The following is a 25,454-nucleotide window of genomic DNA, read 5'->3' on the forward strand; positions in this document are numbered from 1 at the left end:
TCTGCTCAGAGAGAGCGATGACGCGAACGACCATTGCCGTTGCTGTGCTCGCCGTCGTCTTGGTGGCTGGCTGCGGTAGCAGCGACGACACCTCACCGGGCAATTCCTCGGGAGGCTCCGGCGGTACGGCCGGAAGCGGTGGCAGTGGTGGCTCCACGGGAGGAGTGGGCGGCGTCGCAGGCAGCGGCGCAAGCGGCGGCGCGGCGGGGGCTTCGGGGAGCGGTGGCGCGGCTGGCGGAGGCGGGGCAGCAGGGCAGGGTGGCTCCGGCGCCGTGTTGCCCGTGGGTGTGTCCGGGAACTGGACGCTCGCCTTCGACGACGAGTTCGACGGCTCCAGCCTGGACTCGGCGAAGTGGACCACGATGGACGGCGGTGGCTGGGGAAGCGCGACGTGCAAGACCGCCAACGTCGCAGTGTCGGGCGGCAACCTCGTGCTGACGCTCGCGTCCTCGAGCTCCGGCGGCTGCGTGTGCACGGGCAGCGCGTGTGCGCCGGCGTTCGGCGGATCGTTCAAGGCGGGCGCCGAGTCCTACGACCTGCCGGTGGGCGGCTTTGCCGAGGCGCGGGTGAACTTCCCCGGGTCCGGAGAGAAGATCTACAACTGGCCCGCGTGGTGGACCAGCGGACCGGGCTGGCCGGCGGCCGGCGAGCACGACATTGCCGAAGGCTGCGGCACGCTCACGGTGAACTACCACTCGCCATCCGGCGCTCATAACTTCGGCACCATCCCGGGCACCTGGTCCAACGCGTTCCACGTGTACGGCATGCACCGCATGGCCAGCTCGGTGGACGTCTACTACGACGGTCAGAAGGTGAAGAGTTACCCGACGGACGACAACGGCAAGCCCCACTCGCTGATCCTGGATCTCACGGAAGGCTGCGGCGGGACGCCCTTGTACGGCGCTGGCTCCGAGGTGCTCATCGACTACGTGCGAGCGTGGGAATAGCGGCTGGGGAGCCGAGCTGGATGAGCGACGAAGAATGGAGCGAGGACGACTCTGAGACGTACCAGAGCCTCTCGCACTATGCGGTTCCGGAGCGCGAACGGCAGATCGCCATTGCGGTGGCCCTGGTGCAATCGAGCGACGCGCCAGGGGGCATTCTCGACCTGTGCTCGGGGGAGGGGCTGATGACCCAGGCGCTGGGCGTCGCTTGCCCAGAGGCGGAGTTGTTTGCCTACGATGGCTCGGCTTCCATGCTGGCGACGGCGCGTCGTCGCGTGGGCGAGCGGCTCGTGACCCGGCAGATTGACATCGCGGCTCTGGATTGGCGCACCAACATGAAGCCTTTGCGCGCCGTCGTGTCCAGCCTCGCGGTGCATCACCTGGACGGTCCGGGCAAACGCCGACTGTTCTCGGATCTGTGGGAGATGTTGGCGCCCGGAGGCGTGTTCGTGCTTGCCGACCTGGTTCGACCCCAGACGGAGGCCGGGTGGAAGCTTGCCGCTGACATGTGGGACGAGGAGACCCGACGCCGGGCGCTCGGTGCCTCCGAAGCGTTCCGGCGCTTCGAGCGCGAGGAATGGAACTTGTTTCGCCATGGCATTGCGCCCGGATCCATCGACCACCCCTCCACTCTCGTCGAGCAGCTGCAGTGGCTGGAACAGGCCGGATTCCGGCGGCTGGACATGCACTGGATGCTCGCCGGACAGGTGCTGCTGAGCGCATGGCGTGAACGCTGAACCGTTCAGTGAACGGTTGAGACCATCGTGCTGCGCTCGGCTCACCTGGCTTTTGTCGCTCGCCCGGGCGGCATGGGCGTTGCAACCGTCCTCCGCCAACGGAGGAGCGAGAATGAGGCAGAACGGTTGGGTGTGGAGTGCTGGAGCGGTGGTGTTGTTCTTGTCGGGTTGCAGCAGCGGCGCCGGAGGAGGCAGCGGCAACGGCAGCTGCGCGAACTTCGCGGGAACGCACAAGGGCTCACTGACTTGCTCGGACGGCTCGACGATTCCGATCGATAGCGTGTACACCCAGTCGGGCTGCACGGTCACATCGACGAGCAACCTCGACAACTCCGTCAAGACGTACACCGCGGACGGCAGCACCATGACGCGGCAGGTGAACGAGGGCGGCGTGACGGGTACGTGCTCGGAGACCGTCAGCAACGGTGTGCCGTCGTTCTCGTGCGACTTGAGCCATCAAGGACAAGCGGTGACCTGCAACGGCACGGGCACCTTCACACCGGCCGCTCCCGGCAGCGGTGGAAGCCCCGGGTTCGGTGGCAGCTCTGGCAGCGGCGGAACGCCCGGCGGCGGCGGGGACGGCAGCTGCGGCTACAGCTGGGGCTCCGGCGACGGCTCCTGTGACGCATGCATGGCCTCGACCTGCTGTGCTCAGATGTCGAGCTGCGGTCCGGGCTCCGCGTGCGCGAGCCTGATCGAATGCTTCTCGAGCAAGTGCCCGGGCGGCGATCAGAGCTGCGTGGAGACCCAATGCGGCGAGCAGCTCGCAGCCGGGGGGCAGGACCTTGCAAACCTGTTCGCGTGCAATCAGATGCTGTGCAACAGCTGCGGCACGTCGAGCGGCGGGGGCGCCTGAGTCCGCTGGCCGCGCGCGGTCGCCCGGAGTACAAGCGGCCATGGAGCGAGTCACGGGAATCGGCGGTTTCTTCTTTCGGTCACGCGATCCGGAGGCGCTGACGGCGTGGTACGAACGTCACCTTGGTGTGCTGCCGGTGCCGGCGTCCTACGACGCGCAGCCCTGGACGCAGGCAGCAGGTCCCACGGCCTTCGCACCCTTCGCCCACGACACCACCTACTTCCCGGAGAAGCAGGGCTGGATGCTGAACTTCCGCGTGGCGAATCTCGACGCCATGGTGGAGCAGCTGAGCGCCGCCGGCATCGACGTGAAAGTGGATCCCGAGGCGTACCCCAACGGCCGCTTCGCGCGCCTGTACGATCCGGAAGGCAATCCCATCGAGCTGTGGGAGCCGAGCGGCGACGAGGCGTGACGGGTATCGCGCCGAACCAACAAAATCTGCAGCTGGATGTTGGTTCGCCGCGGAAACTACTCAACGCGGGCGGTGCCAGCTCACTTCGATCATGATGCCATCCCAGGTGCGGCAGTAGACGAGGACGCCGCGACCGCTTTCGATCACGTCGGAAACGTCGAGACCACGCGCCTTCAGCTCGGTCTGCTTCTTCTTCACTGTTTCGGGATCCGGTACCAGGAAACCGAAGTGAAAGTCCTTCGGGTAGGCGGGCCGGGGCTTCTTCTGCAGCACCAGTGTGAAGCCCTCGCCATCATCCAGGATTGCGATGGCCGGCGAGGCGTGGCTGGTCAGCTGTCGAAACCCGAACACGTCTTCGAGCAATCCAGTGAACCGCTGAACGTCGGAGACCTGCAGGTCCAGGTGGTTGAGTCGCATGGCGTGGGTATCCCTTCCGTCGAGGGACCTCACCGCACCGTGCGGGGATCAAGGACTCCTGAAGGGGAGTGGCCGGGGCTCACCGGACCGGCCTGCCGTTTTCCGACGGGTAATTCTACTTCAAGCCGAGACGCACTGCGAGGTGGTGAAAGTTGCTGCGGTGCATGCCGAGGGAGCGCGCCGCTGCGGACCAGTTTCCGCCCTGTTCGCTGAGGGCGCGCTCCACCAGGGCGCGCTGGAACGCGCGGGTGGCGTCCTTGAAATCGACATTGGTCGGCACCGCGGCGGGCTCGATGGCGGCAGGGGCGGGGGAGGTTGCAGAGAAGTCTGAGCCCAGATGCGCGCTGCCGATCACGACGGGATCTCCGCGCTTGGCGTGGGCAGCGGCCTTGAGCGTGAGGCGGGACAGCACGTTTTCGAGCTCGCGCACGTTGCCCGGCCAGTGATAGCGCTTCAGGGCGGCCATGGCGCGCGCGTCGATGCGCACCGGACCCAGGCCCAAGCGCCGGCGCATGACGTCGCAGAAGTAGCCCGCCAAGAGCGGGATGTCTTCCGCGCGCTCCCGAAGCGCCGGGACGCGGAGCGGATACACGTTCAAGCGATGGTACAGGTCCGCGCGGAACCTGCCGGTGCTCACCTCGCGCTCGAGGTCACGGTTCGTGGCGACGATCAAACGCACGTCGGCCTTCACGAGCTTGTCCGATCCGACGCGCTGGATTTCCCCTTGTTGAATCGCGCGCAGCAGCTTGGGCTGGACAGAGAGGGGGAGCTCTCCAACCTCGTCGAGGAACAGGGTGCCGCCCCGAGCCACCTCGAACTTGCCGGCCCGGTCCTGCGTCGCACCCGTGAAAGCGCCGCGGACGTGACCGAACAGCTCGCTGTCCGCCAGTGTCTCCGGTAACGCCGCGCAGTTGACGTACAACATGGGCTCGGCGCGCCGCTCGGAGGCAGCGTGAACGGCACGCGCGACGAGCTCCTTGCCCACGCCGGTTTCCCCGGTGATCAGCACCGTGAAGTCCGAGCGAGCGACGAGCTCCACGTCCTGCCGCAGGCGTTGGATGACGCGTGTGGTTCCTATCATGTCGCTGCCCTGGCGCAGCTGAGTGTCGCGCATCAGATCCCGTGCGATCAGCCCCTGGCGCTCTGCGCTCTGCTCCAGCGCCTCGATCATGTGGGTAGTGCGGATCTCGGCGGCGGCGAGGGCGCCGACAGCCGCAAGGAACTCGGTGTCGATCGCTTCGAACGCGTTGGGTCGCGCAGCGTCCGCGGTCAACGCACCAATCAGCTCGTCTCCCACGCGCAGCGGGCAGCCGAGACACGCGTGAATGCGCGTGAACTCCCCGTGGTCGTGGGCCAAGAGGCCGTCGTAGGGGTCGGGCAGCTCAGTGTCACTCGGAAACGTGACCGGGCCGTCGGAGCGACAGATGATCTCGAGCCGCGGTTGCTCGCGCAGCGCGAAGCTTCGACCCATGGCATCGGGCGTGAGCCCCTCCGCGACGATGGGCACCAGATGATCCCCTTCGAGTCGAAGCAGCACGGCGGCGTCGTACGGGATGACTCGGCGAAGCGCTTCGAGCAGGCGGTGGTAGCGCTCTTCGGAGGAGAGCGCTGCCGTCAGATCCGACGCGATGGAGAGCAGGGCTTGGAGGTGATTCAACGTTGCAAATAGTACAACACGTTATGACTAGCGCAACGCTTGATGGTGTTGCGAAAAGCATAACTTGCCTCTCGATGCGCGCGAATTCCAGCGATTAGCGAGCGGCACGCTGGTTGCTCCAGGGGCGTCGAACTCATGGATTTCGGAGGCTACCCGTGACCATCGCCGCTCAACCCCTGGGCTGGGACCAGCGCCCGCTGTCGGAGCTCATCGAGCACATCCTCGAGCGCTACCACGCCCCGCTCCGCAGCGAGCTACCGCGCCTGATCGAGCTCGCCTACAAAGTCGAAGACGCGCACGCCGACAGCGAGCGCTGCCCGCACGGCCTCGCACAGTTGCTCACGGAGGTGCTCGACTCCGTGGAAGGGCATCTGCAGAAAGAGGAACAGATCCTGTTCCCGATGTTCCTCTCCGGTCGTGGCGCCATGGCCCACATGCCGGTGCAGGTGATGTTGCAGGAGCACGAGGACCACGAAGACAACTTGGTCCGCATCCACCAGCTCACGTCCGGACTGACGCCGCCGGACGAGGCGTGTGAGAGCTGGCGCGAGTTGTACCGCGGTCTCCACGAGCTGGAGGTCGACCTCATGGACCACATCCACTTGGAAAATGACGTTCTCTTCCCGCGGGCGCTCGCGGGCTGAAGCAAGGAGCTTCGCAATGGATCGCACGAAGAAACTCTGGATCGCCCTTGCGGCGGTGCTCATTGGCACGTTCACCGTGCTTGGCGTGTTCGGGCGAGAGGTTTATCGGCAAGCGCCGCCCATCCCCGACCGCGTCGTCACCGCGTCCGGTCAGGAGCTGATGACGAAGGATCAGATCCTGCGGGGACAGCGCGTGTGGCAGAGCATTGGAGGCCAGCAAATCGGCTCGATCTGGGGCCACGGCGCCTATCAAGCGCCGGATTGGTCCGCGGACTGGCTGCATCGCGAGGCAATCACGTTGCTCGACCAGTACGCCGCCCCCGCGAGCTATGCCTCGCTCCCGGCGGAGCGGCAGGCGGCGCTCAGGGAGCGGCTCCGGCGAGAGCTTCGGACCAACCGCTACGACGCGACGACCGGGACGCTCACGGTGTCCGACGCCCGCGCCCAAGCGATGAAAGCCACAGCGGATCACTACGATGCGCTGTTCGGGGACGATGCGTCCCTGACGCAGCTCCGCAAGTCCTACGCGCTTCACGAGCACGCGGTGCCGGACGCTTCCGAGCGCCACGACATGACGTCGTTCTTCTTTTGGACCGCGTGGTCTTGCACCACGGACCGGCCGGGAACCGACGTGACGTACACCAACAACTGGCCGCACGAAGCGCTGGTGGGCAACGTGCCGACGTCTGCCAACCTGATCTGGTCGTTCATCAGCATCGTTCTGCTGATTGCCGGGATTGGTGCTCTGGTCTGGTACAAGGTGTTTCGCGATCGCGACGAAGACCTTCCGGATCCGGCTAAGCAGGACCCGTTCAGCAAGCTCACGCTCACTCCCAGCATGAAGGCGGTGGCGAAGTACGCCGTGGTCGTCATCGCGTTGTTCGTGCTGCAGGTCGCTACCGGCGCTCTGACGGCGCACTACACGGTGGAAGGCCAGGGCTTCTTCGGCCTGCCCATGTCCAGCTGGATCCCTTACGTGGTGAGCCGCACCTGGCACGTCCAGCTGGCAGTGTTCTGGATCGCGACTGCCTTCTTGGCCGCGGGATTGTTCCTGGCCCCCGCCGTGGGCGGCAAGGAGCCGAAGTATCAGCGCTTGGGCGTGAACGTCCTGTTCGGCGCGCTCTTGGTGGTGGTGCTGGGGTCGCTGGCCGGCGAGTGGATGTCGGTCAAGCGCCACCTCGGGCTCGATCTGGGCTTCTGGTTCGGTCAGCAGGGCTACGAGTACGTCGACCTCGGCCGCGCCTGGCAGATCGCGCTGTTCGTCGGTCTCATCTTGTGGCTCGTGCTCATGCTCCGTGGCCTATGGCCGGCACTGCAGCGCCGTGACGACACGCGCCAGCTCGTGATGCTGTTCGCGGGCTCTGCCGCGGCCATCGGCTTGTTCTACGGCGCGGGCTTTTTCTACGGCGCCAAGACGCACCTGTCCGTGATGGAGTACTGGCGTTGGTGGGTCGTGCACCTCTGGGTCGAGGGCTTCATGGAGGTCTTCGCCACGGCGGCCATGGCCTTCATCTTCTCGCGTCTCGGCTTGATTCGTCCGAAGAGCGCCACGCGGGCGGTGCTGTTCTCCACCGCCATCTTCCTGGTGGGTGGCATCCCCGGTACCTTCCACCACCTCTACTTCAGTGGCACGCCGGTCTCCATCATGGCCGTCGGCGCGAGCTTCAGCGCACTCGAGGTCGTGCCCCTCGCGCTCATCGGCTTCGAGGCTTGGGAAACCTACAAGGTGTCTCGCGGTGCGCCCTGGATGGCGACCTATCGCTGGCCGCTCCGCTTCTTCTTGGGCGTGGCGTTCTGGAACTTGGTGGGCGCCGGCGTGTTCGGCTTCCTGATCAACCCGCCGGCGGCGCTCTATTACATGCAGGGCCTCAACACCACGCCGGTGCACGCTCACACTGCGCTCTTCGGTGTGTACGGCCTGCTCGCCCTCGGTCTCACGCTGCTCGTGCTCCGACGTTTGGCGCCGGCGGGAGAGTGGAACGAGCGTCCGATCCAGTTGGCCTTCTGGGCCATGAACGGCGGTCTCAGCTTGATGGTCGTGCTGAGCCTGTTGCCCATCGGTCTGGCTCAAGCGGTGGCCAGCATCGACCATGGTCTGTGGTTCGCCCGCAGCGCGGAGTTCCTGCAGCAGCCGTGGATTCAGACACTACGCTGGCTGCGCCTCGTCGGTGATTCCGTGTTCATCATTGGCGTCGCCGCCCTGGTGTACTTCGTGGTCGGGCTGAAGACGGGTTGGTCCTACAAGAAGAAGGAGGAGAGCGAAGCGTTGCCCACGGGCCAGCGAGCCCACGCTCATTGAAGATTGGATGTTGGTTCGGCGCGATCCCCGTCGCGCCGCGCCGCACGGTCGAAGCGGGTGCGCATCGCGTGCCCGCTTCGTCGTGCGAGGCGGACGTCAGGGGTGGGCCCGCGCCGCGGCAACCAACCTGCGGCTCAGGAGCTTGTGGATGGCGGGGGTGGGCGCAGCGGCCAGGGCCGCTTCGCGGTGGCGCTGGGCGAGTGCGTCGTTGCCGGCGCGGCGATGGAGATCCGCGAGCACGGCCTCCCATTGGTACGAGTGGGCAAGCGCTTGGGGCGGCTCGACGCCCTGCAGTAGCTCGAGGCCGGCCTGCGGGCCCTGCCCCTCCGCCACGGCCACGGCACGGTTCAGTCGGTGAATGGCGGACGGCGCGAAACGTTCGAGCAGGGCGTAGCTTTCCGCGATGCGATCCCAACGTGTCTCGTGAAAAGACGGCGCCAAGCAGTGCTCCGCCGCAATGGCCGCTTCGGCGTGGTAGCGCGAGAAGTCGTCGCCTCGGGCAGAGCGCGCGAGCCATTCGAGGCCGAGAGCGATTTGCGTCTGGTCCCAGAGGTCGCGATCCTGTTCCTCGAGCAGCAAGAGCCCGCCGTCCTCGTCGTGGCGGGCAGCCATCCGCGAGGTGAGCAGATGCATCAAGGCCACCAGCGCATCGCTCTCCGGGGAGCAGCCCCAGGCGTGCTCCGCGAGCAGCGTTGTGAGGCGAATGGCCTCCGCACCGAGCTCACGCCGAAGCGCTGACTCGGTGTGGAGCGATAGATGGGCCTCGGTGAACAGCAGGTACAAGATCTTGCGCACCGCAGGCAGCCGCTCCGGATTCGGTTCCATCGTGTCCGCACCGAGCTCCCGCAGGCGAGCGCGCGCTCTCCCGAGACGCTTGTACACGTTGGCTTCCGAGGTGAAGAGCCGTTGTGAGATCTCTCGGATGTCGAAGCCACACAGCGTCTTCAGCGCGAAAGCGACGCACGATTCCTCGGGGATTGCCGGATCACAGCAAGTGAAGAGCAGGCGCAGCAGGTCGTCGGGCTCGGGGACCTCTGCCTCCGGCGGGGCGTGCTCCAAGATGCGACGCCGTCGCGAATGCGCCCTGAGCTCGTCCGTGAGATTGTTCTGCGCTACTCGAAAGAGCCAGGCGGAGGGAGAGTCCGGCAGGCCGCCGCGGGGCCACGTTTCGAGGGCCGCCATCAACGCGGACTGCGCTGCATCCTCCACGGCCTCGATGTGCCTGGCCCCGACACGTCGCGCGAGGGTGGCCACCAAGCGGCCGTACTCGTGGCGGAAGAAGTGTTCGACCCGCAGCGGAGCGGTCAAGGAGTCTTGATCTCGCGAACCTCGACGCTGGAGCCGGGTCGAACCACGCCCGGGCACTCCCGCGCCACCTGAGTCGCTTCGTCCACGCTGTCTGCGGACACGATCATGTAGCCGCCAACCACTTCCTTGGATTCCACGAAGGGGCCATCGGACGAGCCCTCGGAGGTCACGACGCGGCCGCCCCCGAGAGGGCCTCCCATGTCCACGATGTTCGCGCTGAACTTCTCTTTCCAGGCGTTGAAGACCGCGTACATTTCTTCCATCTGAGCGGGGGACGGCTTGTCCCGGTTGCCGCCGGCCTGGCTCCGCTGAATGCACAGATACTTGGGCATGGCTTTTCTCCTGTCGGCTTGCTCTGCCGACGAGCTACGACGTGCGGCCCCACGGGTTTTGGACACCCGAACGCATTTTCCTTCGCTCGTTGCATTTTTTCATCGTTTTTCGGCCAAAATCGCGCGGCAACTCAGCTACGACTGTTTTGATCCGTGGTGACGGCGGCGTCAGCTTCGTGACGACCCGGGGGAAATGAGCGGCGATTGGGCGGCACACAGCTTGCTTGAGCGCGCGCATGCGCATTCGTCTCTTGCTCTTGGCTTTGGCGGTCTCGGGGTGCTCCGGGGGTGGGGAAGGCGTGGACAGCGTCGCTTCCGGCATCCTCGGTGGAACGGCGGACACGGATCACCCCGCGGTGATGGCCACTGGGCATCAGGTGGGCGTCGGTCAGTACTGCACCGGATATCTGATCATGCCGGATCTCGTGCTCACTGCGCACCACTGCACGGCGGATCCCGCGACGCTTCCGTCCACGGTGTGCACGCCGACCGCGTTGATGCCCCCGTCGCTTCCAGCCAGTGACATCCTGGTGGTCGCCGGTCCGTCCAGCGCCAGCTCCGCCTCGATCTACCCGGTTGCCGAAGTGCATGACGTGCCCAATCGCGACAGCAGTACCTTGTGCGGCAACGACATGGCCGTGCTCCAGCTGAAGCAGCCCGTGACGGGCGTGGAGCCCATCGCGCTGCGCATGGACGCCGCGCCCGAGGTCGGCGAAACGCTGTCCGTCGTCGGCTACGGACAGACGGATCTTTCGGATCCGAACAGCTTTGGGGATCGCCACGCGCTATCGGGCGTGCACGTGGATCACGTGGGCTACGAAGAAGGACCGAACGGCGCGTACACCGTGGAGGGCGAGTTCACGGTGGACACTGGGCCCTGCGCCGGAGACTCGGGCGGGCCGGCCTTCGCCGCGGACGGCCGCGCCGTTGGCGTGATGTCGCGCGGCTCCAAGAGCAGCTGTCAGCACATGGTGTATTCGCGCGTGGACGCCCACGCCGAGTGGCTCGAGAGCTTGGCCCGAGATTCCGCCGACCGCCTCGCCGTCGATCCACCGAGCTGGGCAGAGGCCGGCGCCGCCGGAGCTGCGGGCGCTGCCGGAGCGGCGGGCAGTGGCGGTGCGGCGGGCAGCGCCGGAGCTCCGCCGAGCTCGGGCGGAGCGTCCGAAGATAGCGGCTGCTCCGTACGCGCGCCGGCCCGCGGCCAAACATCGGCGGCCCTGCTCGCGCTGATGGCTGCGGTGCTGCGCCTGCGGCTCCGCCGTCGCGCGTAGCGCGCCGCCCGCGTTCGACTATCCTTGCGGTGATGTCGTCGGGGGTTGCCCGTGTTCTGCTCGCCATTTCGATCGCCACGGCGTCGTGTCGTTCGGAGAAATCATCGGAGCCTGTGCGCCCCGCGACGAGCTCGACTGGGAGCACCGTGATGAAGTCGAAGTTTGCCGAGGGCGACCGCGTGGTCGCCGATCCGCATGGCCTCGGAAGGATTGGCCCCACGCGGGTCGACAAGGGCGAGACGTATGTCGCGGTCAAGCTCGACGTTGGCAAGACCTTGTTTCTGCCTGCGGCGAAGCTGGACGAGAGCGTGCGCGCACTGATGTCGAAGGCCGAGGCGGAGCGTCTCCTGTCTGAGCTACGCGCGCCGCCCGAGCCCTTGGACGCCCGTCGCCTCGACGAACGCGTGGTGGACGCCAAGCGAGCGCTCGTCAAGGGAAGCGCCCCCGAGCGTGCTCGAGCGCTTCGCGCCTTGTACGGGTCCAAGTACCGCCTTTCGCGCGCGGAGCAGCGCCTCGTTGCCATGTTCGAGATGGCGCTGCTGGCGGAGATCGCCGAGGTCGTCGGCGTCCCCGCCGAGCGTCTCGGACGCGAGCTGCACGCCGCCTATCCAGCCTTTGCCGAAGCGGCTCCGAGCCGCCCCGAGGAACCGCCGCCGGCAGCGCCGAAGCCGCCCATCGTCGTACCCGGCTACGAATATCTGGGCGCCTTCCAGCTGGAGGGCGAGCGCCTGGCAATCGGGGATCCCCCCTATACCCGCTCGCGGAACGACCCGGCCAAGACCACAGTGGCGGGCGCACGCCGGAACACGCTCGTGAGCGCCAAAAAGGGACGCTGGCACGGCTTCATTCACCCCGGCGCGGAGGGACGACCGGGAGCGCTCTTCGCCGTACACGAGGAGCGACTGAAGACCTTCGTTCGCGACGCCGCAAAGCTGAGGCCCATCGCCCAGCTGCGGGTAGATGGCGGACAGATGGCCGTTGTCGATGCCGCCGTGCGGGACGACGAGAGCTACCAGGACGCCATGAGCTTTCGGATGAGCTCGAACGGTCTGGTGCGCGACCGCGGCTGCATGAGCGAGTCTGGCTTTGGTGACGGCGTGTACGTGGCCAGCGCGCTCACCGAGGGCGGCGTGGCGCTGATTGTCGGCGTGGACTTCGCCGCCGAAGGCGTGCCGCCGGGGTTGAAGAACGCGCCGCCGGGCACGCAGCTCGGCCGTCATTGACGTGCGGTTCGCGACGGGCATCGCGCCGGACCAACATCATTTCGATCCTCATGTTGGTCCGGCGCGGAAGCTAGCGGTCGAGCTGGTGCAGCAATAGGGAATTCCCCTCGGAGTCGAGACACATGCGCATGGTGCAGTGCGGACCGCGCACGACTTCGCCCAAGAGCGTCACGCCTTCGCGCGCGAGGTGCGCCATCAAGGCTTCGATGTCCGTCACTTCCAGGGCGATGGTGCCGCCGGCGGACTGGCTCGGCGCGTCCCCCGTGGTGTTCGTGAGGGCGAGGCAGCCGCCGCCGGGAAGATCGTACTCGACCCAGTGCTTCTCGCCGAAGTTGCCGGCCATGGCGCAGGTGAGGCCAAGGGTGTTCTCATAGAAGCCGCGCGCCCGGGCGACGTCCTTCACGGGATACATGGTGAAGGCGATCTTTTGGACCGCGGGGAGCGCCGTGGACAGCGACGGATTCGCTGCGAGCACGCGTTCCAGCGCTTGGTAGCTCTGTTCGGCACCGGTTTCCATGCCCGAGTGCAGCATGCCGTCACGCTCCTCCACGGTGTGGAACTGAGACACGCTCACGAGCTTGGTGCGGCCGTCGCCCAAGTCTTCGAGGGTCATGGTGTTGATCGCCACGTGGCCGGGCATGCCGTCCCACTCGAAGGTCGCTACCAGGCGCTCGGGAGGGGACACCTCGCGATAGCGCCCCTCGAAGCCTTGCTTGCCCTGGGGCGTGTGCTCCACGTAGCGCCAATGGCCGCCGGGCTCCACCACCATGCGTTCGATGACCAGCTTGTTGCCGCGGCCCCACCACTGCGCGAGCAGCGCGGGCTCCGTGAGCGCGCGCCATACGCGTTCGCGAGATGCGGACAGGATGCGCTCGAGACGGATTTCACGATCGCTCGGCGTGCTGACGGAGAGGGCGTTCTTCATGGGCGTCATTCCTTGGTTCGTTCGAGAAACGCTTCCAGGCTGTCCAGGCGTTCCGCGAGCATTTGGCGGTAATGCTCGATCCACTCGCCCTCGCGCTCGAGGCGGCGGGGACCGAGGCGACAGGTTCTGACGCGGCCCACCTTCCGAGAGGTGACGAGGCCCGCCCGCTCGAGCACGCCAACGTGCTTCTTCATGCCCGTGAGGGTCATGCCGAAGCGCTCCGCGAGCTGCGTGATGGAGGCGTCGTCCTTGCCGAGCTGCTCCAGGATCCCGCGGCGGGTGGCGTCGGAAAGCGCTGAGAATCCTGCGTCCAGCGCAGCTGGAGAATACTGAACCATAGGGTTCAGTATGGGCCCGCGCGGTGGCCAGCGTCAAGGGGCAGCGCGGAGCCGGGCGCGCGGTCGCCCAGCTCTGCGTGCTCACGGCTTCGTCACGAGCCCTTCTGGCGCTCGGCGTCGGCGCGGATGCGCGCCTCGTGCTCCTGGAGCTCCGGCGTGAAGGCCTCGCCGAAGTCTTCCGGCTCGAAAAGGGGACGGAGCTCGAGCTCCGCTTCCTCCCCCGGCATCGGCTCGGGGCAGCGGCGGGCCCACTCCAGCGCCTCGTCCATCGAGCGCACCTGCCAGATCCAAAACCCGGCCACGAGCTCCTTGGTCTCCGCGAAGGGGCCGTCGATGACCGTCTTCTTCCCACCGCCCATCCGCACGCGCTTGCCCTTGCTGCTCGGATGCAGGCCGTCCCCGGCCAGCAGGATCCCTGCCTTCACCAGCTCTTCGTTGAACTGGAGCATCGCCGCGAGCAGCTCCTGGCCAGGCATCACGCCGGCTTCGCTGTTCTTGGTTGCCTTCACCATGACCATGACCTTCATCGTAGTTCCCTTCTGCTCTCGGGCATTTCGCCCGCTTTCACGGAGACGACAATCCGCGAAGGTCCAGATCGACGGGGCGGCTGACTCTTTTTTCGAGGCGAGGCGAAATCGCCGAAATCATTCGTAGCTCTGCCCCGCCTCCAGGAAATCCGTGAGCTCCTCCCAGCTCAGGAGCGGCAGCTCGACCGTTGGCTCCTGGAGGTCTCGGGGATCCGCGGCCACGAGGTTCCCGGCGGCGTCCAGTGTGGCCACGGGGCCGGGTACGAGCATTCGGCCGGTGTCGTCGCCCTCCTCCCAGCCCCCGAAGCTGCCGGCCATGGCGCACTCGAGGTAGCTGCAGGGATCGAAGTTGTACCAGTACGCCCCGCTGGGCGCGGACACGCCGAAGTAGCGGTACTCGTCGTCGAAGGTGCCGGCGTCGCGCATCTCCTTCAGATCGCGGATCTGCGCGCTGATGCGAGCGTCCCACGGAGCGAAGGACTCCGCGGGCGTCGGCCGCACCGTCGGAGCTGCGTCCTCGAACGCCGCCGCCAAGAGCGCCGCGAAGCGAGCGGGGCTGAGGCCGGGCTCGCGCGCCGCTGCGCGCGCATGAGCGCGGAGCCGCTCGAGATAGTCTTCCAGCTGAGGACGCTCCTTCGCGTGCCGCTTCGTCAGCGCCGCCACGAAACGGTACAGATCTCGGTTGGTGCGAATGTCAGACATGGTCGAAGGCGTCCAGCTTCAAATCCGAAACCAGACCGCGCTGCTCTGCCTCCCGGAGAAGCCACTGCGGAGCGAGGCCCAGGTCTTGGAGCAGGGAGCGCTCCTCCGAGGTGCAGCCATTGAGCTCAGCGAGCGCGTCCGCGGTTTGGGATACGGCCCTGGAATGGACGCCGGCGTTGGGCAACGCGTGCCGTCGCGGATTCAGGGTCACGGTGTGGAGCCGCTCGAAGCGGGCTTGGAATTCGATGTGGTTCTGTAGGTCTTGCATGTTTTTTCCAAGACCAAGCTAAGTCCAGTGGGTATCAGTCAGAACTTGTGATTTCATAGTAGCTATAGTCATAGGTTATAGTTGGGCGTGAGCTACGACGTTCTCCTGTCTTTCGTGGTGTTTGCCGAGCACCTGAACTTCACCCGCGCCGCGAAGGAGCTGCACATCACCCAGCCCGCGCTCCACGCGCAGATCCGAAAGCTCGCCGAGAGCGTGGGCGTCGCCCTCTATCGCCGGCGCGGACGGGAGCTGGTGCTCACGGACGAGGGACGGAAGCTGGCGAGCTTCGGGCGCGAGATGTCGGTGCGCGGGCGGGAGGTCCTTTCGGAGCTCCGTGGACGGCGCGAGCGGGGTCCGGTGGTCCTCGCGTCCGGCCAGGGCGCCTATCGCTACCTGCTCGGAGCAGCCATCAGGCGCTTCCCGAAGGATCGCTGGCCGCTCCGGGCGGTGAGCATGTCGGCGCCAGAGACCGTGGACGCGTTGCGGGATGCCCGCGCCGACGTCGGCGTCGCGGCCCTTCGCGTTGCGCCGGAAGACCTCGACGTTCGCGAGGTGCGCAGCGTTGGTCAGCTCGTCGTCGTTCCCCGCGGCCATCGCTTGGCCCGGCGCCGCAAGCTGAGCTGCGCGGATCTGGACGGCGAGAACGTGGTCGCCGCGCCGGCCGGAAGTCCCCACCGGGTGATGCTCGAGCAAGCGCTGGTGACGGCCGGGGCGCGCTGGAACGTGGCAGTGGAGGCGACCGGCTGGGACTTGATGCTGCAGTTCGCGCGCTACGGCCTGGGGATCGCCGTGGTCAACGACTTCTGCCCGGTTCCGCGGGGATTTACGGGCATACCGCTGGCGGGAGCTCCGGCCATTTCCTACTTCGTGCTGACGCGCCGAAGCCTTCGGCACAGCGGCGCCGACGCTCTCGCGCAGCTGATCCTGGAGACGGCAGAGAGATCGATCTAAGAACGTCCCATGGCGACGACCGTGTACCAATATCCCGGCTGCAGCACGTGTCGAAAGGCGCTCCGCTGGCTGGACGACGCAGGTGTTCCCTATCGCTCGGTGAACATCGTAGCGGCGCCGCCCTCGAAGGCGACGCTGAAGAAGGCGCTCACGCTCTCGGGATTGCCGCTCGGGAAGCTGTTCAATACGTCGGGCCAGAGCTACCGCGACGGTGGCTTCAAGACGAAGCTTGCCACCATGACGGAAGCTCAGGCCCTCGAGGCGCTGGCGAAGGACGGCAAGCTCATCAAGCGACCACTGGTGGTGGGAGACGGCTTTGTGCTGGTGGGATTTCGAGAGCCGGAGTGGAGCGCCGCCTTCGACTGACGGGTTGGCGCGAGGTTCCGCGGCGGACCGACAAAATCAAGGAGTACGGCAGGACGTGGAGAACGGGCGGCGCGTGCGCCTCAGCAAGTTCCTGAGCTTCGTGCTCCGGCACCAGCCGGAAGCCGTGGGCCTCAGCCTCGATGCCGCGGGCTGGGTCGAGGTGGACGCGCTGCTCCGGGCGTGCGCGGAGCATGGACGGCGCATGAGCCCCGAGGATCTCGCGGAGGTGGTGCGTGAGAACGACAAGCAACGCTTCGCCTTCTCCGAGGACGGGTGCCGCATTCGCGCGAGCCAAGGCCACTCCACGGACGTGGCGCTCGGCTATGCCGAAGCGGAGCCGCCGGAGGTTTTGTTTCATGGAACCGTGGCACGGGCGCTTCCGTCGATTCGCGACAAGGGCCTCACGCGCATGAAGCGCCACCACGTGCATCTGTCTCCGGACGAAGCCACGGCGAAGAGCGTGGGGGGGCGACGCGGTCGTCCGGTGGTGCTGCGCGTTCGGGCGCGGGAGATGCGCGCGGCGGGGCATGTCTTCTATCGGACGGACAACGGCGTGTGGCTCACGGAGGCCGTGCCCTCGGCGTTCATCGACGGTCTGGAGGAGTGACGTGGATCTGCTAGACGGCGTGAGCGCGGTGGATTGGACGAGCTTCAAGCAGGAGAGCGGGGACGCTCCGCGGATCCCCACGCTGTTCGAGAAGCTCCTGGATGCGAAGGCGGCGGTCCGGAGCCGAGCGGCACAGGATCTCGCTCGCGCGTTGGTGCCCTACGACGGCTACGTTCGGGCGTACTTTCACGTGGGCCTCGAGGCGGTGCCCTTCGTTGCCCGGCTGGCAACGGCGCCGGAAAGCCCGGTGCGCGCGCCGATGCTGCGACTGCTCGGGGATCTCGCGGCGGGCAATCACCGTCGGCATCTCGAGCGCGGGTTCCATCTGGAGTTGCTCGACGACGACGAAATCGGGCCGGGGCGTGAGGTGCACGCCGCGGTGGTCGCCGCGGTGGACGGTATCCTGCCGCAGTTGAGGGACTCGGATGCCGACGTGCGCGCGAGCGCGGCGTTCGCCCTGGCGTGGCTGCCCTCGGAAGCGCCGCGCAGCATCGACGCGCTGCTCGAGGGGTTGGCGTCGGAGAAGTCTCCGGCAAGCTCGTTGCTCGCGCTGGGCTACGTGGCGCGAGCCGCCGGTAGAGCGGACCTCGGGCGCGTGCTCCGAGCGCACACGCAGGACAAACCGCCAGCGGGCTACGCCGCGGTGCTCGGCGCGCTGCTCGCGGATCCCGACGGCATGGACGACCTGGAGGACACCGCCCTCGCGGGGCCGCCCAAGCCCGTGGTCAAAGGGCTCCCGTTCAACGGCGGCGCGTTGGGTCAGCTCGGACACTTCATCGTGTTGGGCGCTACCTGTGCGCGCTGCAGCTTGGCGCGGCATCTGCAGTTGGTGGACAAGGCGCGGCAGAATCACCCGGCGTGGTTGGCGCGCGTCGTGAGCTGGTCCGTGTTTCCGGCAGCCGGCAGTGACGGCGCCCGGCGCGCCGAGCTCTTGAATCCGCAGCAGATCTCGGAAGAAGCTCGGGGCGTGCTGCGCGATCTCGCCCGCGGCCTGAGCGCGCCACCTTCCGCCCCTGAGGCCCTTTTGGTCGCGGATTTCCAAGGGTTCGAGCCGGCGCGCCAGTACACGCTGTTTCGTCGCGTGGGGCTCTTCGGCAGCCGCGGTCACAACGAGCGCGCCCTGGGCCTCGAGCCGCCGGGCCCGCTGGATCGCGTGGTGGACGGCGCGCCGCTCTGGCACTGGCTCAGCAAGGCGCGCGACGAACGGATTTCCTTCGACGACTGGCGCGCGCGCGTCTCGGAAGACGAGCTGCTCGCCGTGTGCGAAGACGCCGCCGCGGTGCCGTTCGATTTGCACCAGGCGTACCCGCGCTCGGGAAGCTACGACGTGGTGCCCTTGGTGGAAGTGATCGAGCGAACGCTCGCTTCTCACCAGGTGCCGTCCGCCTTGGCGCAACGCTTCGCTCAGCTCCGAGCAAAGGCGACGGGACGCGGCACGCGCCCGTGGCCGTTCTAACCGTTCAGTCGGAGCTCCAGATCGCCGGCGCGCACCGGCTGGCCCTGTTCGTCCAGCACCCGCACTCGGGGGAGAGGTCGCCCGGTGCGGCGGTCCAAGACTTCGAGTGGAGCCTTGCCGTCGTACACCCAGCGATCACCCCATTGCCGGAGTGCCGTGAGCACAGTGAACAAGTCCTTGCCTTTGGTGGTGAGCGCGTACTCGTAGTGCTCGCCGTGGCGGCCCACGTCGACGCGTTCGAGCACCCCGTGATCCACCAGATGCGCCAAGCGCCTACTCAAGATGTTCTTTGAGATCCCGAGGCGCTCGGCGAAGTCCCGGAAGCGGCGGACGCCGAGAAATGCATCTCGGATGATCAGCAACGTCCACCAATCTCCAATGATCTCCAAGGATTGAGCCACGGAGCAGGTCTGATCACGGAAGCGCCGGCGCATGACAATTTGGTTGCATGAAAAGACCAGATTGTCCAGGCTGGGAGCATGACAGCGTGGAAGGCGTCGGCCTGCATCCTGTGCGAGTGCAACTGCGGACTTCAGGTGGAGCTCGGGGGCGAAGACGGGCGTCGGCTGGTCCGCTTGCGCGGCGACAAACGCCATCCTGTGTCCAAGGGTTACGCCTGCGAGAAGCCGCACAGGCTGGATCACTACCAGCACGCGGCGGACCGGTTGACCACGCCGCTCAAGCGCAGAGCGGATGGATCCTTCGAGGCTCTCTCCTGGGAGCAGGCCCTGCGGGAGATCGCCGCGCGCCTTTCCAAGGTGCGCGACGAGCACGGTGGCGAGACCATCTTCTACTACGGCGGCGGAGGGCAGGGGAATCACCTGCCGGGCGCGTACTCCTCGGCGACGCGACGGGTCCTCGGCTCGCGCTATCGATCGAGCGCGCTTGCGCAGGAGAAGACCGGCGAGTTCTGGATCGCGCACCGCATGATGGGCAGCATGACGCGCGCGGATTTCGAGCACGCGGACGTGGCGCTGTTCATCGGCAAGAATCCGTGGCACTCGCATTCCATTCAACGAGCCCGCGTGGTGCTCAAGGAGCTCTCGGCGGACCCGGAGCGGACGCTCATCGTGATCGATCCGCGGCGGACGGAGACGGCGAAGCTGGCGGACATCCACCTGCAGGTGAAGCCGGGTACGGACGCCTGGCTGCTCTCCGCGCTGATCGCCACTTTGGTGCAGGAAAACCTGGTGGATCACGAGTTTGTCGCGGCGCACGCCAGCGGCGTGGACGCGGTGCTCGGCGCCTTCTCCGCGATCGACATCGGGAAGTATGCGGCCCGGGCGGGGGTGGCAGAAGAGGCGGTGCGCAGCGCGGCCCGCACCATCGGAAAGGCAGCGCGCCTGTCCACGATGGAGGACCTGGGCGTGCAGATGAACCACCACTCCACGCTCGCGAGCTATCTCCATCGCCTGTTGTGGATGCTCACCGGGAACTTGGGCAAGCCCGGGACGCACTACATTCCCACGCCGCTGATCGACTTCACCAACGGAGAGCTCAAGCGCAAGAGCCCCGTGGTGGGCGCGCCCGTCATCGGTGGGCTGGTCCCGTGCAACGTGATCGCCGAAGAGATCCTCACGGATCATCCCAAGCGCTTTCGCGCCATGATCATCGAGGCCGCGAATCCCGTGCACTCGTTGGCCGACAGTCAGCGCATGCGAGAAGCGCTCGAGGCGCTCGATACCGTGGTGGTCATCGACGTGGCGATGAGCGAGACGGCCCGCGCAGCGGATTACGTGCTGCCCGCCGCCACTCAGTTCGAGAAGGCGGAGGCCACGTTCTTCAACTTCGAGTTCCCCGCGAACTATTTCCACCTGCGCCGGCGCATGATGTCACCGCCGGAGGGGCCGCTGCCCGAGGCGGAAATCCACGCGCGCCTGTGCGAGGCGCTGGGAGCCTATTCCGAGGCAGATCTGGCGCCGCTCGTGGAGGCGGCGAAGTCTGGGCTCTCCGCCTACGCCGCGGCCTTCGTCCAGCACGTGCTGGGCAACTCCAAGCTCTCCGGCGTCGCCTCCGCAATCCTGTATCGCACGCTAGGCCCCGCGTTGCCGGAAGATCTCCGCGAGGGCGCCGTACTCTTCGGCCTCGTCTTCGCGTTTGCCATGCAGCACTCGGATGCGATGACGCGCGCTGGACACGCGGGGCCGGCGGAGCTGTTCCAGGCCATGCTCGACGGCGAGACCGGCATCGTGCTCGCGGTGGACGAGTGGAAGGACGTGCTCGGTCGCATCGCCACGCCGGATCAGAAGCTCGCCCTCGCCCTCGACGACATGCTCGAAGAGGTGAAGAAGCTCGAGGCCGAGCCAGCGGCGCTCGACGACGCTTTTCCTTTCGTGCTGTCGGCGGGCGAGCGGCGCTCGTTCACTGCCAACACCATCATCCGCGATCCGAGCTGGCGCAAGAAGGACGCCGAAGGCGCCCTGCGCGTGAGTCCCGCGGACGCCAGCGCTCTGGGCGTGAGCACCGGAGATCGACTGCGCCTGACCACCAAGCGCGGCAGCACCGTGGTCGCGGTGGAGGTCTCCGACACCATGCAGCCGGGCCACGTGTCGCTGCCCAACGGCCTGGGCACCAACGCAACGGATCTCGTGGGTGGCATCGCGCCGAACGAGCTCACGGCCGTGGAGGATCGCGATCCCTTCGTCGGCACCCCGTGGCACAAGAACGTGCGGGCGCGCCTGGAGCTCGTCTGATCCCGCCCTGTGAGGACGACATCGACCACTGCGTTACCGACTCGCAGCTAGTGCGGCAGCGATGTCACTCGTCTTCTGGACGAGACGGCAGGTATTGCGGGGCACCGCAACAAAACCATAGTGCCCGTAGAACCGAGCTGCGTCTTCGTCGATCGCGTCGACGACAACGACGCGCGCCGCAGCGATGTCGCTCGCGGCAACGGCGCGTGACAGCGCGTCCCAAAGCAACTCGCCGCCCAGACCTTGACCTTGTAGTGTGCGATCCAGCGCGAGCTTGGCAAGCAGGATAGCGGGAATGGCATCCGGCGATCCGCGCGCAATCTTCCGAGGCAACGTGTTGCGTGTGACCAGGTGAGCGGCAAGACTGAAGTACGCGACGACTGCGTTGTCACCGCCATGCCACACGAACGTCCTGGCGGTGCGCATGCCTGCGGCGTGAGCCGCGCTCTGCTTGAGCCACACATCCAGCTCCGGCTTGCCCGGGTCGAATGACTCGATCACGTGGGTGTCGGCCAGCGACTCCGAGGTCCAGCGCGACAAGCTCGCTTACCGCTGGACGACGCGACGCCGCGAAGCTGCGAGCTTGACCAGCGCACGATTCGGCTTTGGAGGTGCGTCCAATGCCCTCCAGAGTTTGTCGAAGAATTCCGTTGGCACCACGGTCGCGGCGCTCTCGGCGATGACCCGCTCAGCGGAAGCGCTGGCGGCATCCAGCATGAACGTGCTTACCGACTGCTTGCGCAACTCGGCTGCGTAGCGGATGCGGCGCGCGCGTTCGGGCTGCGCCCGGAGCTCGATGCGTTCTGTGCGGATTGCCATGTACGGACAATGTACGGCGCGTCGCTACGGAGTCAACCCGTTTCCGCCGCGCCCGCTGCGTCAGGGATGCATGAGCATCAGTGTGAGCACGGCCCTGGGCCAGCGCGCGGCGGCGATGCCGTCCCCGGCGCGGGCACGAGGGCAGGGGACGAGCCCGTGCAGGCAGCAGGATGTTGGCCCGGCGCGATCCCCGTCGCGGTCAGCCCGCACTCAGTTGGCGCACCGCTTCGGGGGTACGTCCGGTCCACTCGTGGAACGCGCGGAAGAACGAGCTGGGCTCGTCGAAGCCGAGAAGAAACGAGATCTCCGTGCACGACAGCGACGTCTTCACCAGATAGTGACGAGCGAGCTCTTCGCGGGTGCGGCCCAGCAGCTGGCTGAAGGTCGTACCCTCTTCTCCCAGCCGCCGCTGGAGCGTGCGCTTGCTCATGCCCAACCGGCGCGCCACCGCTTCCATGGCCGTCTGCCCGCTGGGGAGCGACTCCAAGAGCACGGCGTGCACGCGCTCCGCGGTGGTGGCATCGGCGTCGAGCTCCGCCAGCCGGCGCCGGAGCTCCGGCTCGAAGGTCTTCCACATGGCCTCGCTGGCCGTGAGGAACGGCCGTTCGGCGTCGGCGCGCGAGAAAGTGAGGGCGTGGGACTTCCCGCGCTTCACGGCCACGCCGAAGAATTTCGCGTACTCCGCTGCAGGCTGGGGCGGGTTCGCTGTGACGACGGAAAGGGGGCGCACGGGCTCCCGCGTCGCGATGCGTGCCAGCCTCACGATGATGGCGAGCTCCGTCGCAATCAAAGACTGCGGCGGAATCGCCTTGGCATCCAGCCAACGGAGCGTGAGCACGAGCTCGCCACGCTTGCTCGCCACGTCCAGCGCCATCGGCGCGATCAAGCGCTTGTAGCTGGACAGGCGCTCGGCCGCGACGGTGAGGTTTGGGCTGCACAGCGCCGCGAACAGCGGCGGCATGAAGGACTCTGCGGTGATCACTCGAGCCAGGTGAAGCGGGAACAGCGGATCCGCGACCTCCACCTGCAAGGCCTGCCAGAGCCGGAAGTACTCTTCGGTGCTCAGGCTCACGCCGGCGCGCACAAAGAGGTCGTCCGGGAGCTCCGCCCGGCGCAATAGGCTCGCCGGGCGCACGCCGAAGTCCGACAGCAGCGGCAGCCACGCCGCTTCGAGCGGAAACTCCTTGGGGCGCGCCATCGACTGCTCACGCTGCATCACAGCTGACTCATCACGGCCTTGTCGAAGGAGCGATCCCCAAGCCACTTGCGCGCCGCGATCAGCGGTTTGGCCAGCTTGCCGGCGGCGTAGCGCGTGCGCGGGCGCTTTTTGGCCAGCGCCTTGGAAATCAGCTTGGCGATGAGCGACGGCGGTGAGGCGCCGCTCTCCTGGTAGCTCTTTCTGGTGGCTTCCGCGACCTTGCGGGCGAGCTCACCGTAGGCGGTGCTACCCGAGCGCTCCAGCATCGGCCCGGTCATCACGTCGCCGAACTCGGTGAAGATGATGCCGGGCTCGATGATGATCACGTCGATGCCAAAGGGCGCGAGCTCCAGCCGCAAACAATCCGACCAGCCCTCCAGCGCGTGCTTGGTGGCGTGGTACCAAGCGCCGAGGGGCGTGTAGATCTTTCCGCCCATCGAAGAGACGTTCACGATCTTCCCGCTCCGCTCTTCACGCATGTGCGGCAGCACCAGCTGCGTGAGGCGTGCCAGGCCGAACAGGTTCACCTCGAACTGGTAGCGCGCGTCGTCAATGGACGTATCTTCCATCGCGCCGTACATGCCGAAGCCGGCGTTGTTCACCAGCACGTCCACGCCGCCGTGCTCCGCCGTGATGCGCTCCACCACTCGGACGATGTCGTCGTCCTTGGTGATGTCCATCGCCAGCGGGATGGCGCCGAGCTCGGCGAGGTCTTGCATCTTGTCGACGCGCCGCGCCGCTACGTACACGGTGAAGCCGTCCGCCAACAGTTGCTTCGCGGTTTCCTTGCCCATGCCGGACGACGCGCCGGTGACGAGTGCGGTGGTCATGCCTCGAGGGTAGGGCGCGCCGCGCCGCCGGCCAGTGGCGGATCGCGCCAAGGGCGTAGCAGATGGCGCCGCGCCGGCTTTTTTGTGCGGTTTCCGCGCCGCACCAACATCCAGCCGATGATGTCGGGGCGGCGCGGAACCTCGCTCAGCCCTTCACGTCGCAGCCACGTACGCGCTGGGGAAGCGCGCCAGGAACGCGATGGCGTGCACCAGCTCCCGCAGGTCGACGCACTCGCCGATCTTGTGCGTGTTCTGCTCGATGCCGGGACCGAGGCCGAACATCGCCGGGTGCTTGTACTCCCCGGCGACGACCCACGCCTTCTTCTCCGGCACGGAGATGCTCTCGTCACTGGTCTTTACCGGGAAGCCGACGCCGTCCGTGGAGAAAATCCAACGATCCACCCGGGCCTCTTTCTTGATGCTGCCGCCGGGCCCCGAGCTCTGCACATTGGGCGCGATCACCTGCTGGTACACCTTCACTGCGGTCTGGATGGCGGGATGGTCTTCCGGCGTGACCCAACCCATGTAGATCTGCGGATTGTTCAGGGTGAAGCCGCGCCAGGTGGGCTTGTCGTAGGTGGGCACGCGAATGTCGACGGACAGGCCCGCGTCCCGCGCGGCCTTCACGGCGGAGAGAGCTTCCACGTCCGCCACGGCGCGTTCCGGGGTCTCGCCGATGGTGAGGCGGCGATCGAAGCGGAAGGTGAAGCGATCCGGTACGGCGCAATCGCTGGGCGTTTGCAGCTCGGCCCAGCTGGCGGTGCGCGTACCGTGGCCGAGGAACGGATCGTCCAAGAAGCCCTGGCGCGCCTCGTACGCCTGCGCCGCTTCCGTGAGGATGGCACCAGCGTATTCCAGGGGATTCAGCCCCTCCCAGGGCATGGATCCGTGGCAGGAACGCCCCGTGACCTCCACCTCGATCTGCATGCGGCCGCGCTGACCGCGGTAGATGCCGAGAGCGCCCTTCTTGGAGTCCCCCGTGCCTTCCGTGAGGATCACCACGTCCGGAACCAGCTCCGGCGCCGCGCCCGGGAGCAGCTTCCGGGTGACGAACATGGGGCCGCCACCGTCGTTGTCTTCTTCCGACGCGGTGGCGTAGCTGCGGACGATGGCACCGCGGAGCGAGCCCTCCGCCGCGAGCTCCAACAAGATCTTGGAAGCGACCACCTGGGAGACCACACCGGAGAGTTGATCCGCGCTGCCCCGACCGAACAGCAGATGTTGCCACTCGTCTTCCGGCGGCAGCCAGCCGAGCTCTCGCTGCAAGAAGGCGCGGTCCACCTTCTGGGGGTCCACGAGACCATCGTAGGCGTCGATGCCGCCGCCGATCTTCTGCGTCCACTGGTCGCGGAGGGCACGCACGGTGTCGGAGTGGCCGTCCAGGTAGATGACGCGCTTCTCCGAACGGGGGATGCCGTCGCTCTCGTCCTCCAGGGTCCACACCAGGTTGCCGAAGTCGTCGAAGAACACGTCCTCCGGCCGCCGCACGGCGCCGATCTCCACGATCGTCTTCTTCAAGTACTCGAGGCGCGGACCTTCGTGGTTCGACAGGCCCGAAGAAGGATCCGTCTTCACGTGATCCGCGGGAATTCTCACCACTTCCGCAAGGATCTTCGCTCCCAGGGAACGGTATTCAGCAGCTAGCTTGGCGACCTTTTCGTCCAAAGACATCGT

General features: G+C 66.9%; 27 protein-coding genes and 1 pseudogene. 13 read left to right on the forward strand and 15 right to left on the reverse strand.

What is annotated here, in order from left to right:
• Nucleotides 1–17: 17 nt before the first annotated feature.
• The 4 genes from H6717_08195 to H6717_08210 all read left to right on the forward strand — a co-directional run bounded on the left by H6717_08195 (nt 18) and on the right by H6717_08210 (nt 2,949).
• Nucleotides 18–947, forward strand: a complete 930-nt coding sequence (locus H6717_08195) for a family 16 glycosylhydrolase (GenBank protein MCB9576991.1) — start codon at nt 18–20, stop codon at nt 945–947.
• 20 nt (nt 948–967) lie between these two features.
• On the forward strand, nt 968–1,681 hold the full coding sequence (locus tag H6717_08200) for a methyltransferase domain-containing protein (GenBank protein ID MCB9576992.1): 714 nt from the start codon (nt 968–970) through the stop codon (nt 1,679–1,681).
• A 112-nt stretch (nt 1,682–1,793) separates the two neighbouring features.
• Nucleotides 1,794–2,537, forward strand: coding sequence for a hypothetical protein (locus H6717_08205; protein MCB9576993.1), 744 nt, complete (start codon nt 1,794–1,796; stop codon nt 2,535–2,537).
• Between the two features lie 40 nt (nt 2,538–2,577).
• Nucleotides 2,578–2,949: a VOC family protein gene (locus H6717_08210; GenBank protein ID MCB9576994.1), complete on the forward strand. Its 372-nt coding sequence runs from the start codon at nt 2,578–2,580 to the stop codon at nt 2,947–2,949.
• A 60-nt stretch (nt 2,950–3,009) separates the two neighbouring features.
• Here H6717_08210 and H6717_08215 read toward each other — a convergent pair whose 3' ends face one another.
• Together H6717_08215 and norR are read right to left on the reverse strand one after the other, a co-directional pair.
• Nucleotides 3,010–3,366, reverse strand: a complete 357-nt coding sequence (locus H6717_08215; protein ID MCB9576995.1) for a VOC family protein — start codon at nt 3,364–3,366, stop codon at nt 3,010–3,012.
• Between the two features lie 115 nt (nt 3,367–3,481).
• A complete protein-coding gene (norR, locus tag H6717_08220) occupies nt 3,482–5,023 on the reverse strand; it encodes a nitric oxide reductase transcriptional regulator NorR (protein ID MCB9576996.1) in 1,542 nt (513 codons plus the stop codon).
• 161 nt (nt 5,024–5,184) lie between these two features.
• Between norR and H6717_08225 the strand changes: the two genes are divergently transcribed.
• A complete protein-coding gene (locus H6717_08225; protein MCB9576997.1) occupies nt 5,185–5,667 on the forward strand; it encodes a hemerythrin domain-containing protein in 483 nt (160 codons plus the stop codon).
• Between the two features lie 16 nt (nt 5,668–5,683).
• Complete coding sequence (locus H6717_08230; GenBank protein MCB9576998.1) at nt 5,684–7,966, forward strand: nitric-oxide reductase large subunit; 2,283 nt, start codon at nt 5,684–5,686, stop codon at nt 7,964–7,966.
• A gap of 96 nt (nt 7,967–8,062) precedes the next feature.
• Here H6717_08230 and H6717_08235 read toward each other — a convergent pair whose 3' ends face one another.
• On the reverse strand, nt 8,063–9,274 hold the full coding sequence (locus H6717_08235) for a sigma-70 family RNA polymerase sigma factor (GenBank protein MCB9576999.1): 1,212 nt from the start codon (nt 9,272–9,274) through the stop codon (nt 8,063–8,065).
• Nucleotides 9,271–9,606 carry a hypothetical protein gene (locus tag H6717_08240; protein ID MCB9577000.1) on the reverse strand — a complete coding sequence of 112 codons (336 nt, stop codon included), beginning with the start codon at nt 9,604–9,606 and terminating at the stop codon, nt 9,271–9,273. Before H6717_08240 ends, H6717_08235 begins: the two co-directional genes overlap by 4 nt.
• 236 nt (nt 9,607–9,842) lie before the next feature.
• On the opposite strand from H6717_08240, the gene H6717_08245 reads away from it, so the two are divergent.
• Together H6717_08245 and H6717_08250 are read left to right on the forward strand one after the other, a co-directional pair.
• The gene (locus H6717_08245; GenBank protein MCB9577001.1) at nt 9,843–10,877 is read left to right on the forward strand and encodes a S1 family peptidase; all 1,035 of its coding nucleotides are present in this window, start codon (nt 9,843–9,845) and stop codon (nt 10,875–10,877) included.
• 149 nt (nt 10,878–11,026) lie between these two features.
• A complete protein-coding gene (locus H6717_08250) occupies nt 11,027–12,100 on the forward strand; it encodes a CarD family transcriptional regulator (GenBank protein MCB9577002.1) in 1,074 nt (357 codons plus the stop codon).
• A 466-nt stretch (nt 12,101–12,566) separates the two neighbouring features.
• On the opposite strand, the pseudogene H6717_08255 reads toward H6717_08250, so the two are convergent.
• From H6717_08255 to H6717_08275, 5 genes and pseudogenes are all read right to left on the reverse strand, one after another.
• A pseudogene (locus H6717_08255) lies at nt 12,567–13,034 on the reverse strand (SRPBCC family protein).
• The gene (locus tag H6717_08260) at nt 13,031–13,363 is read right to left on the reverse strand and encodes a winged helix-turn-helix transcriptional regulator (GenBank protein MCB9577003.1); all 333 of its coding nucleotides are present in this window, start codon (nt 13,361–13,363) and stop codon (nt 13,031–13,033) included. The pseudogene H6717_08255 and the gene H6717_08260 overlap by 4 nt, the downstream one beginning before the upstream one ends.
• Before the next feature lie 92 nt (nt 13,364–13,455).
• Nucleotides 13,456–13,890 (reverse strand): YciI family protein, encoded by a 435-nt coding sequence (locus H6717_08265; GenBank protein MCB9577004.1) that lies wholly within the window; start codon nt 13,888–13,890, stop codon nt 13,456–13,458.
• Between the two features lie 117 nt (nt 13,891–14,007).
• Nucleotides 14,008–14,592, reverse strand: a complete 585-nt coding sequence (locus H6717_08270; protein MCB9577005.1) for a hypothetical protein — start codon at nt 14,590–14,592, stop codon at nt 14,008–14,010.
• Nucleotides 14,585–14,860, reverse strand: coding sequence for a hypothetical protein (locus H6717_08275; protein MCB9577006.1), 276 nt, complete (start codon nt 14,858–14,860; stop codon nt 14,585–14,587). Before H6717_08275 ends, H6717_08270 begins: the two co-directional genes overlap by 8 nt.
• An 81-nt stretch (nt 14,861–14,941) precedes the next feature.
• On the opposite strand from H6717_08275, the gene H6717_08280 reads away from it, so the two are divergent.
• Genes H6717_08280 through H6717_08295 form a run of 4 tightly spaced genes read left to right on the forward strand, consistent with a single transcriptional unit; the run spans nt 14,942 to nt 18,240 of the window.
• Nucleotides 14,942–15,811, forward strand: coding sequence for a LysR family transcriptional regulator (locus tag H6717_08280; protein ID MCB9577007.1), 870 nt, complete (start codon nt 14,942–14,944; stop codon nt 15,809–15,811).
• 9 nt (nt 15,812–15,820) lie between these two features.
• Complete coding sequence (locus H6717_08285) at nt 15,821–16,177, forward strand: arsenate reductase family protein (GenBank protein ID MCB9577008.1); 357 nt, start codon at nt 15,821–15,823, stop codon at nt 16,175–16,177.
• 55 nt (nt 16,178–16,232) lie between these two features.
• Nucleotides 16,233–16,784, forward strand: coding sequence for an RNA 2'-phosphotransferase (locus H6717_08290; protein ID MCB9577009.1), 552 nt, complete (start codon nt 16,233–16,235; stop codon nt 16,782–16,784).
• Between the two features lies 1 nt (nt 16,785).
• Nucleotides 16,786–18,240, forward strand: coding sequence for a hypothetical protein (locus H6717_08295; GenBank protein ID MCB9577010.1), 1,455 nt, complete (start codon nt 16,786–16,788; stop codon nt 18,238–18,240).
• Here the strand turns inward: H6717_08295 and H6717_08300 are convergent.
• Entirely contained in the window at nt 18,237–18,674 is a 438-nt protein-coding gene (locus tag H6717_08300; protein MCB9577011.1) for a helix-turn-helix transcriptional regulator, read from the reverse strand. The genes H6717_08295 and H6717_08300 overlap by 4 nt on opposite strands.
• A 45-nt stretch (nt 18,675–18,719) precedes the next feature.
• Between H6717_08300 and H6717_08305 the strand changes: the two genes are divergently transcribed.
• Complete coding sequence (locus H6717_08305) at nt 18,720–20,933, forward strand: molybdopterin-dependent oxidoreductase (GenBank protein MCB9577012.1); 2,214 nt, start codon at nt 18,720–18,722, stop codon at nt 20,931–20,933.
• 33 nt (nt 20,934–20,966) lie between these two features.
• Here the strand turns inward: H6717_08305 and H6717_08310 are convergent, their stop codons facing one another.
• The 5 genes from H6717_08310 to H6717_08330 all read right to left on the reverse strand — a co-directional run bounded on the left by H6717_08310 (nt 20,967) and on the right by H6717_08330 (nt 25,451).
• A complete protein-coding gene (locus tag H6717_08310) occupies nt 20,967–21,449 on the reverse strand; it encodes a GNAT family N-acetyltransferase (GenBank protein MCB9577013.1) in 483 nt (160 codons plus the stop codon).
• A 30-nt stretch (nt 21,450–21,479) separates the two neighbouring features.
• Nucleotides 21,480–21,752: a DUF1778 domain-containing protein gene (locus H6717_08315; GenBank protein MCB9577014.1), complete on the reverse strand. Its 273-nt coding sequence runs from the start codon at nt 21,750–21,752 to the stop codon at nt 21,480–21,482.
• A 199-nt stretch (nt 21,753–21,951) separates the two neighbouring features.
• Complete coding sequence (locus H6717_08320) at nt 21,952–22,950, reverse strand: AraC family transcriptional regulator ligand-binding domain-containing protein (protein ID MCB9577015.1); 999 nt, start codon at nt 22,948–22,950, stop codon at nt 21,952–21,954.
• A gap of 17 nt (nt 22,951–22,967) precedes the next feature.
• Nucleotides 22,968–23,780: an oxidoreductase gene (locus H6717_08325; GenBank protein MCB9577016.1), complete on the reverse strand. Its 813-nt coding sequence runs from the start codon at nt 23,778–23,780 to the stop codon at nt 22,968–22,970.
• A 153-nt stretch (nt 23,781–23,933) separates the two neighbouring features.
• Nucleotides 23,934–25,451 (reverse strand): M20/M25/M40 family metallo-hydrolase, encoded by a 1,518-nt coding sequence (locus tag H6717_08330; protein MCB9577017.1) that lies wholly within the window; start codon nt 25,449–25,451, stop codon nt 23,934–23,936.
• Nucleotides 25,452–25,454 lie beyond the last annotated feature (3 nt).

It is taken from the genome of Polyangiaceae bacterium (genome assembly GCA_020633235.1).
Classification (GTDB): domain Bacteria; phylum Myxococcota_A; class Polyangia; order Polyangiales; family Polyangiaceae; genus JACKEA01.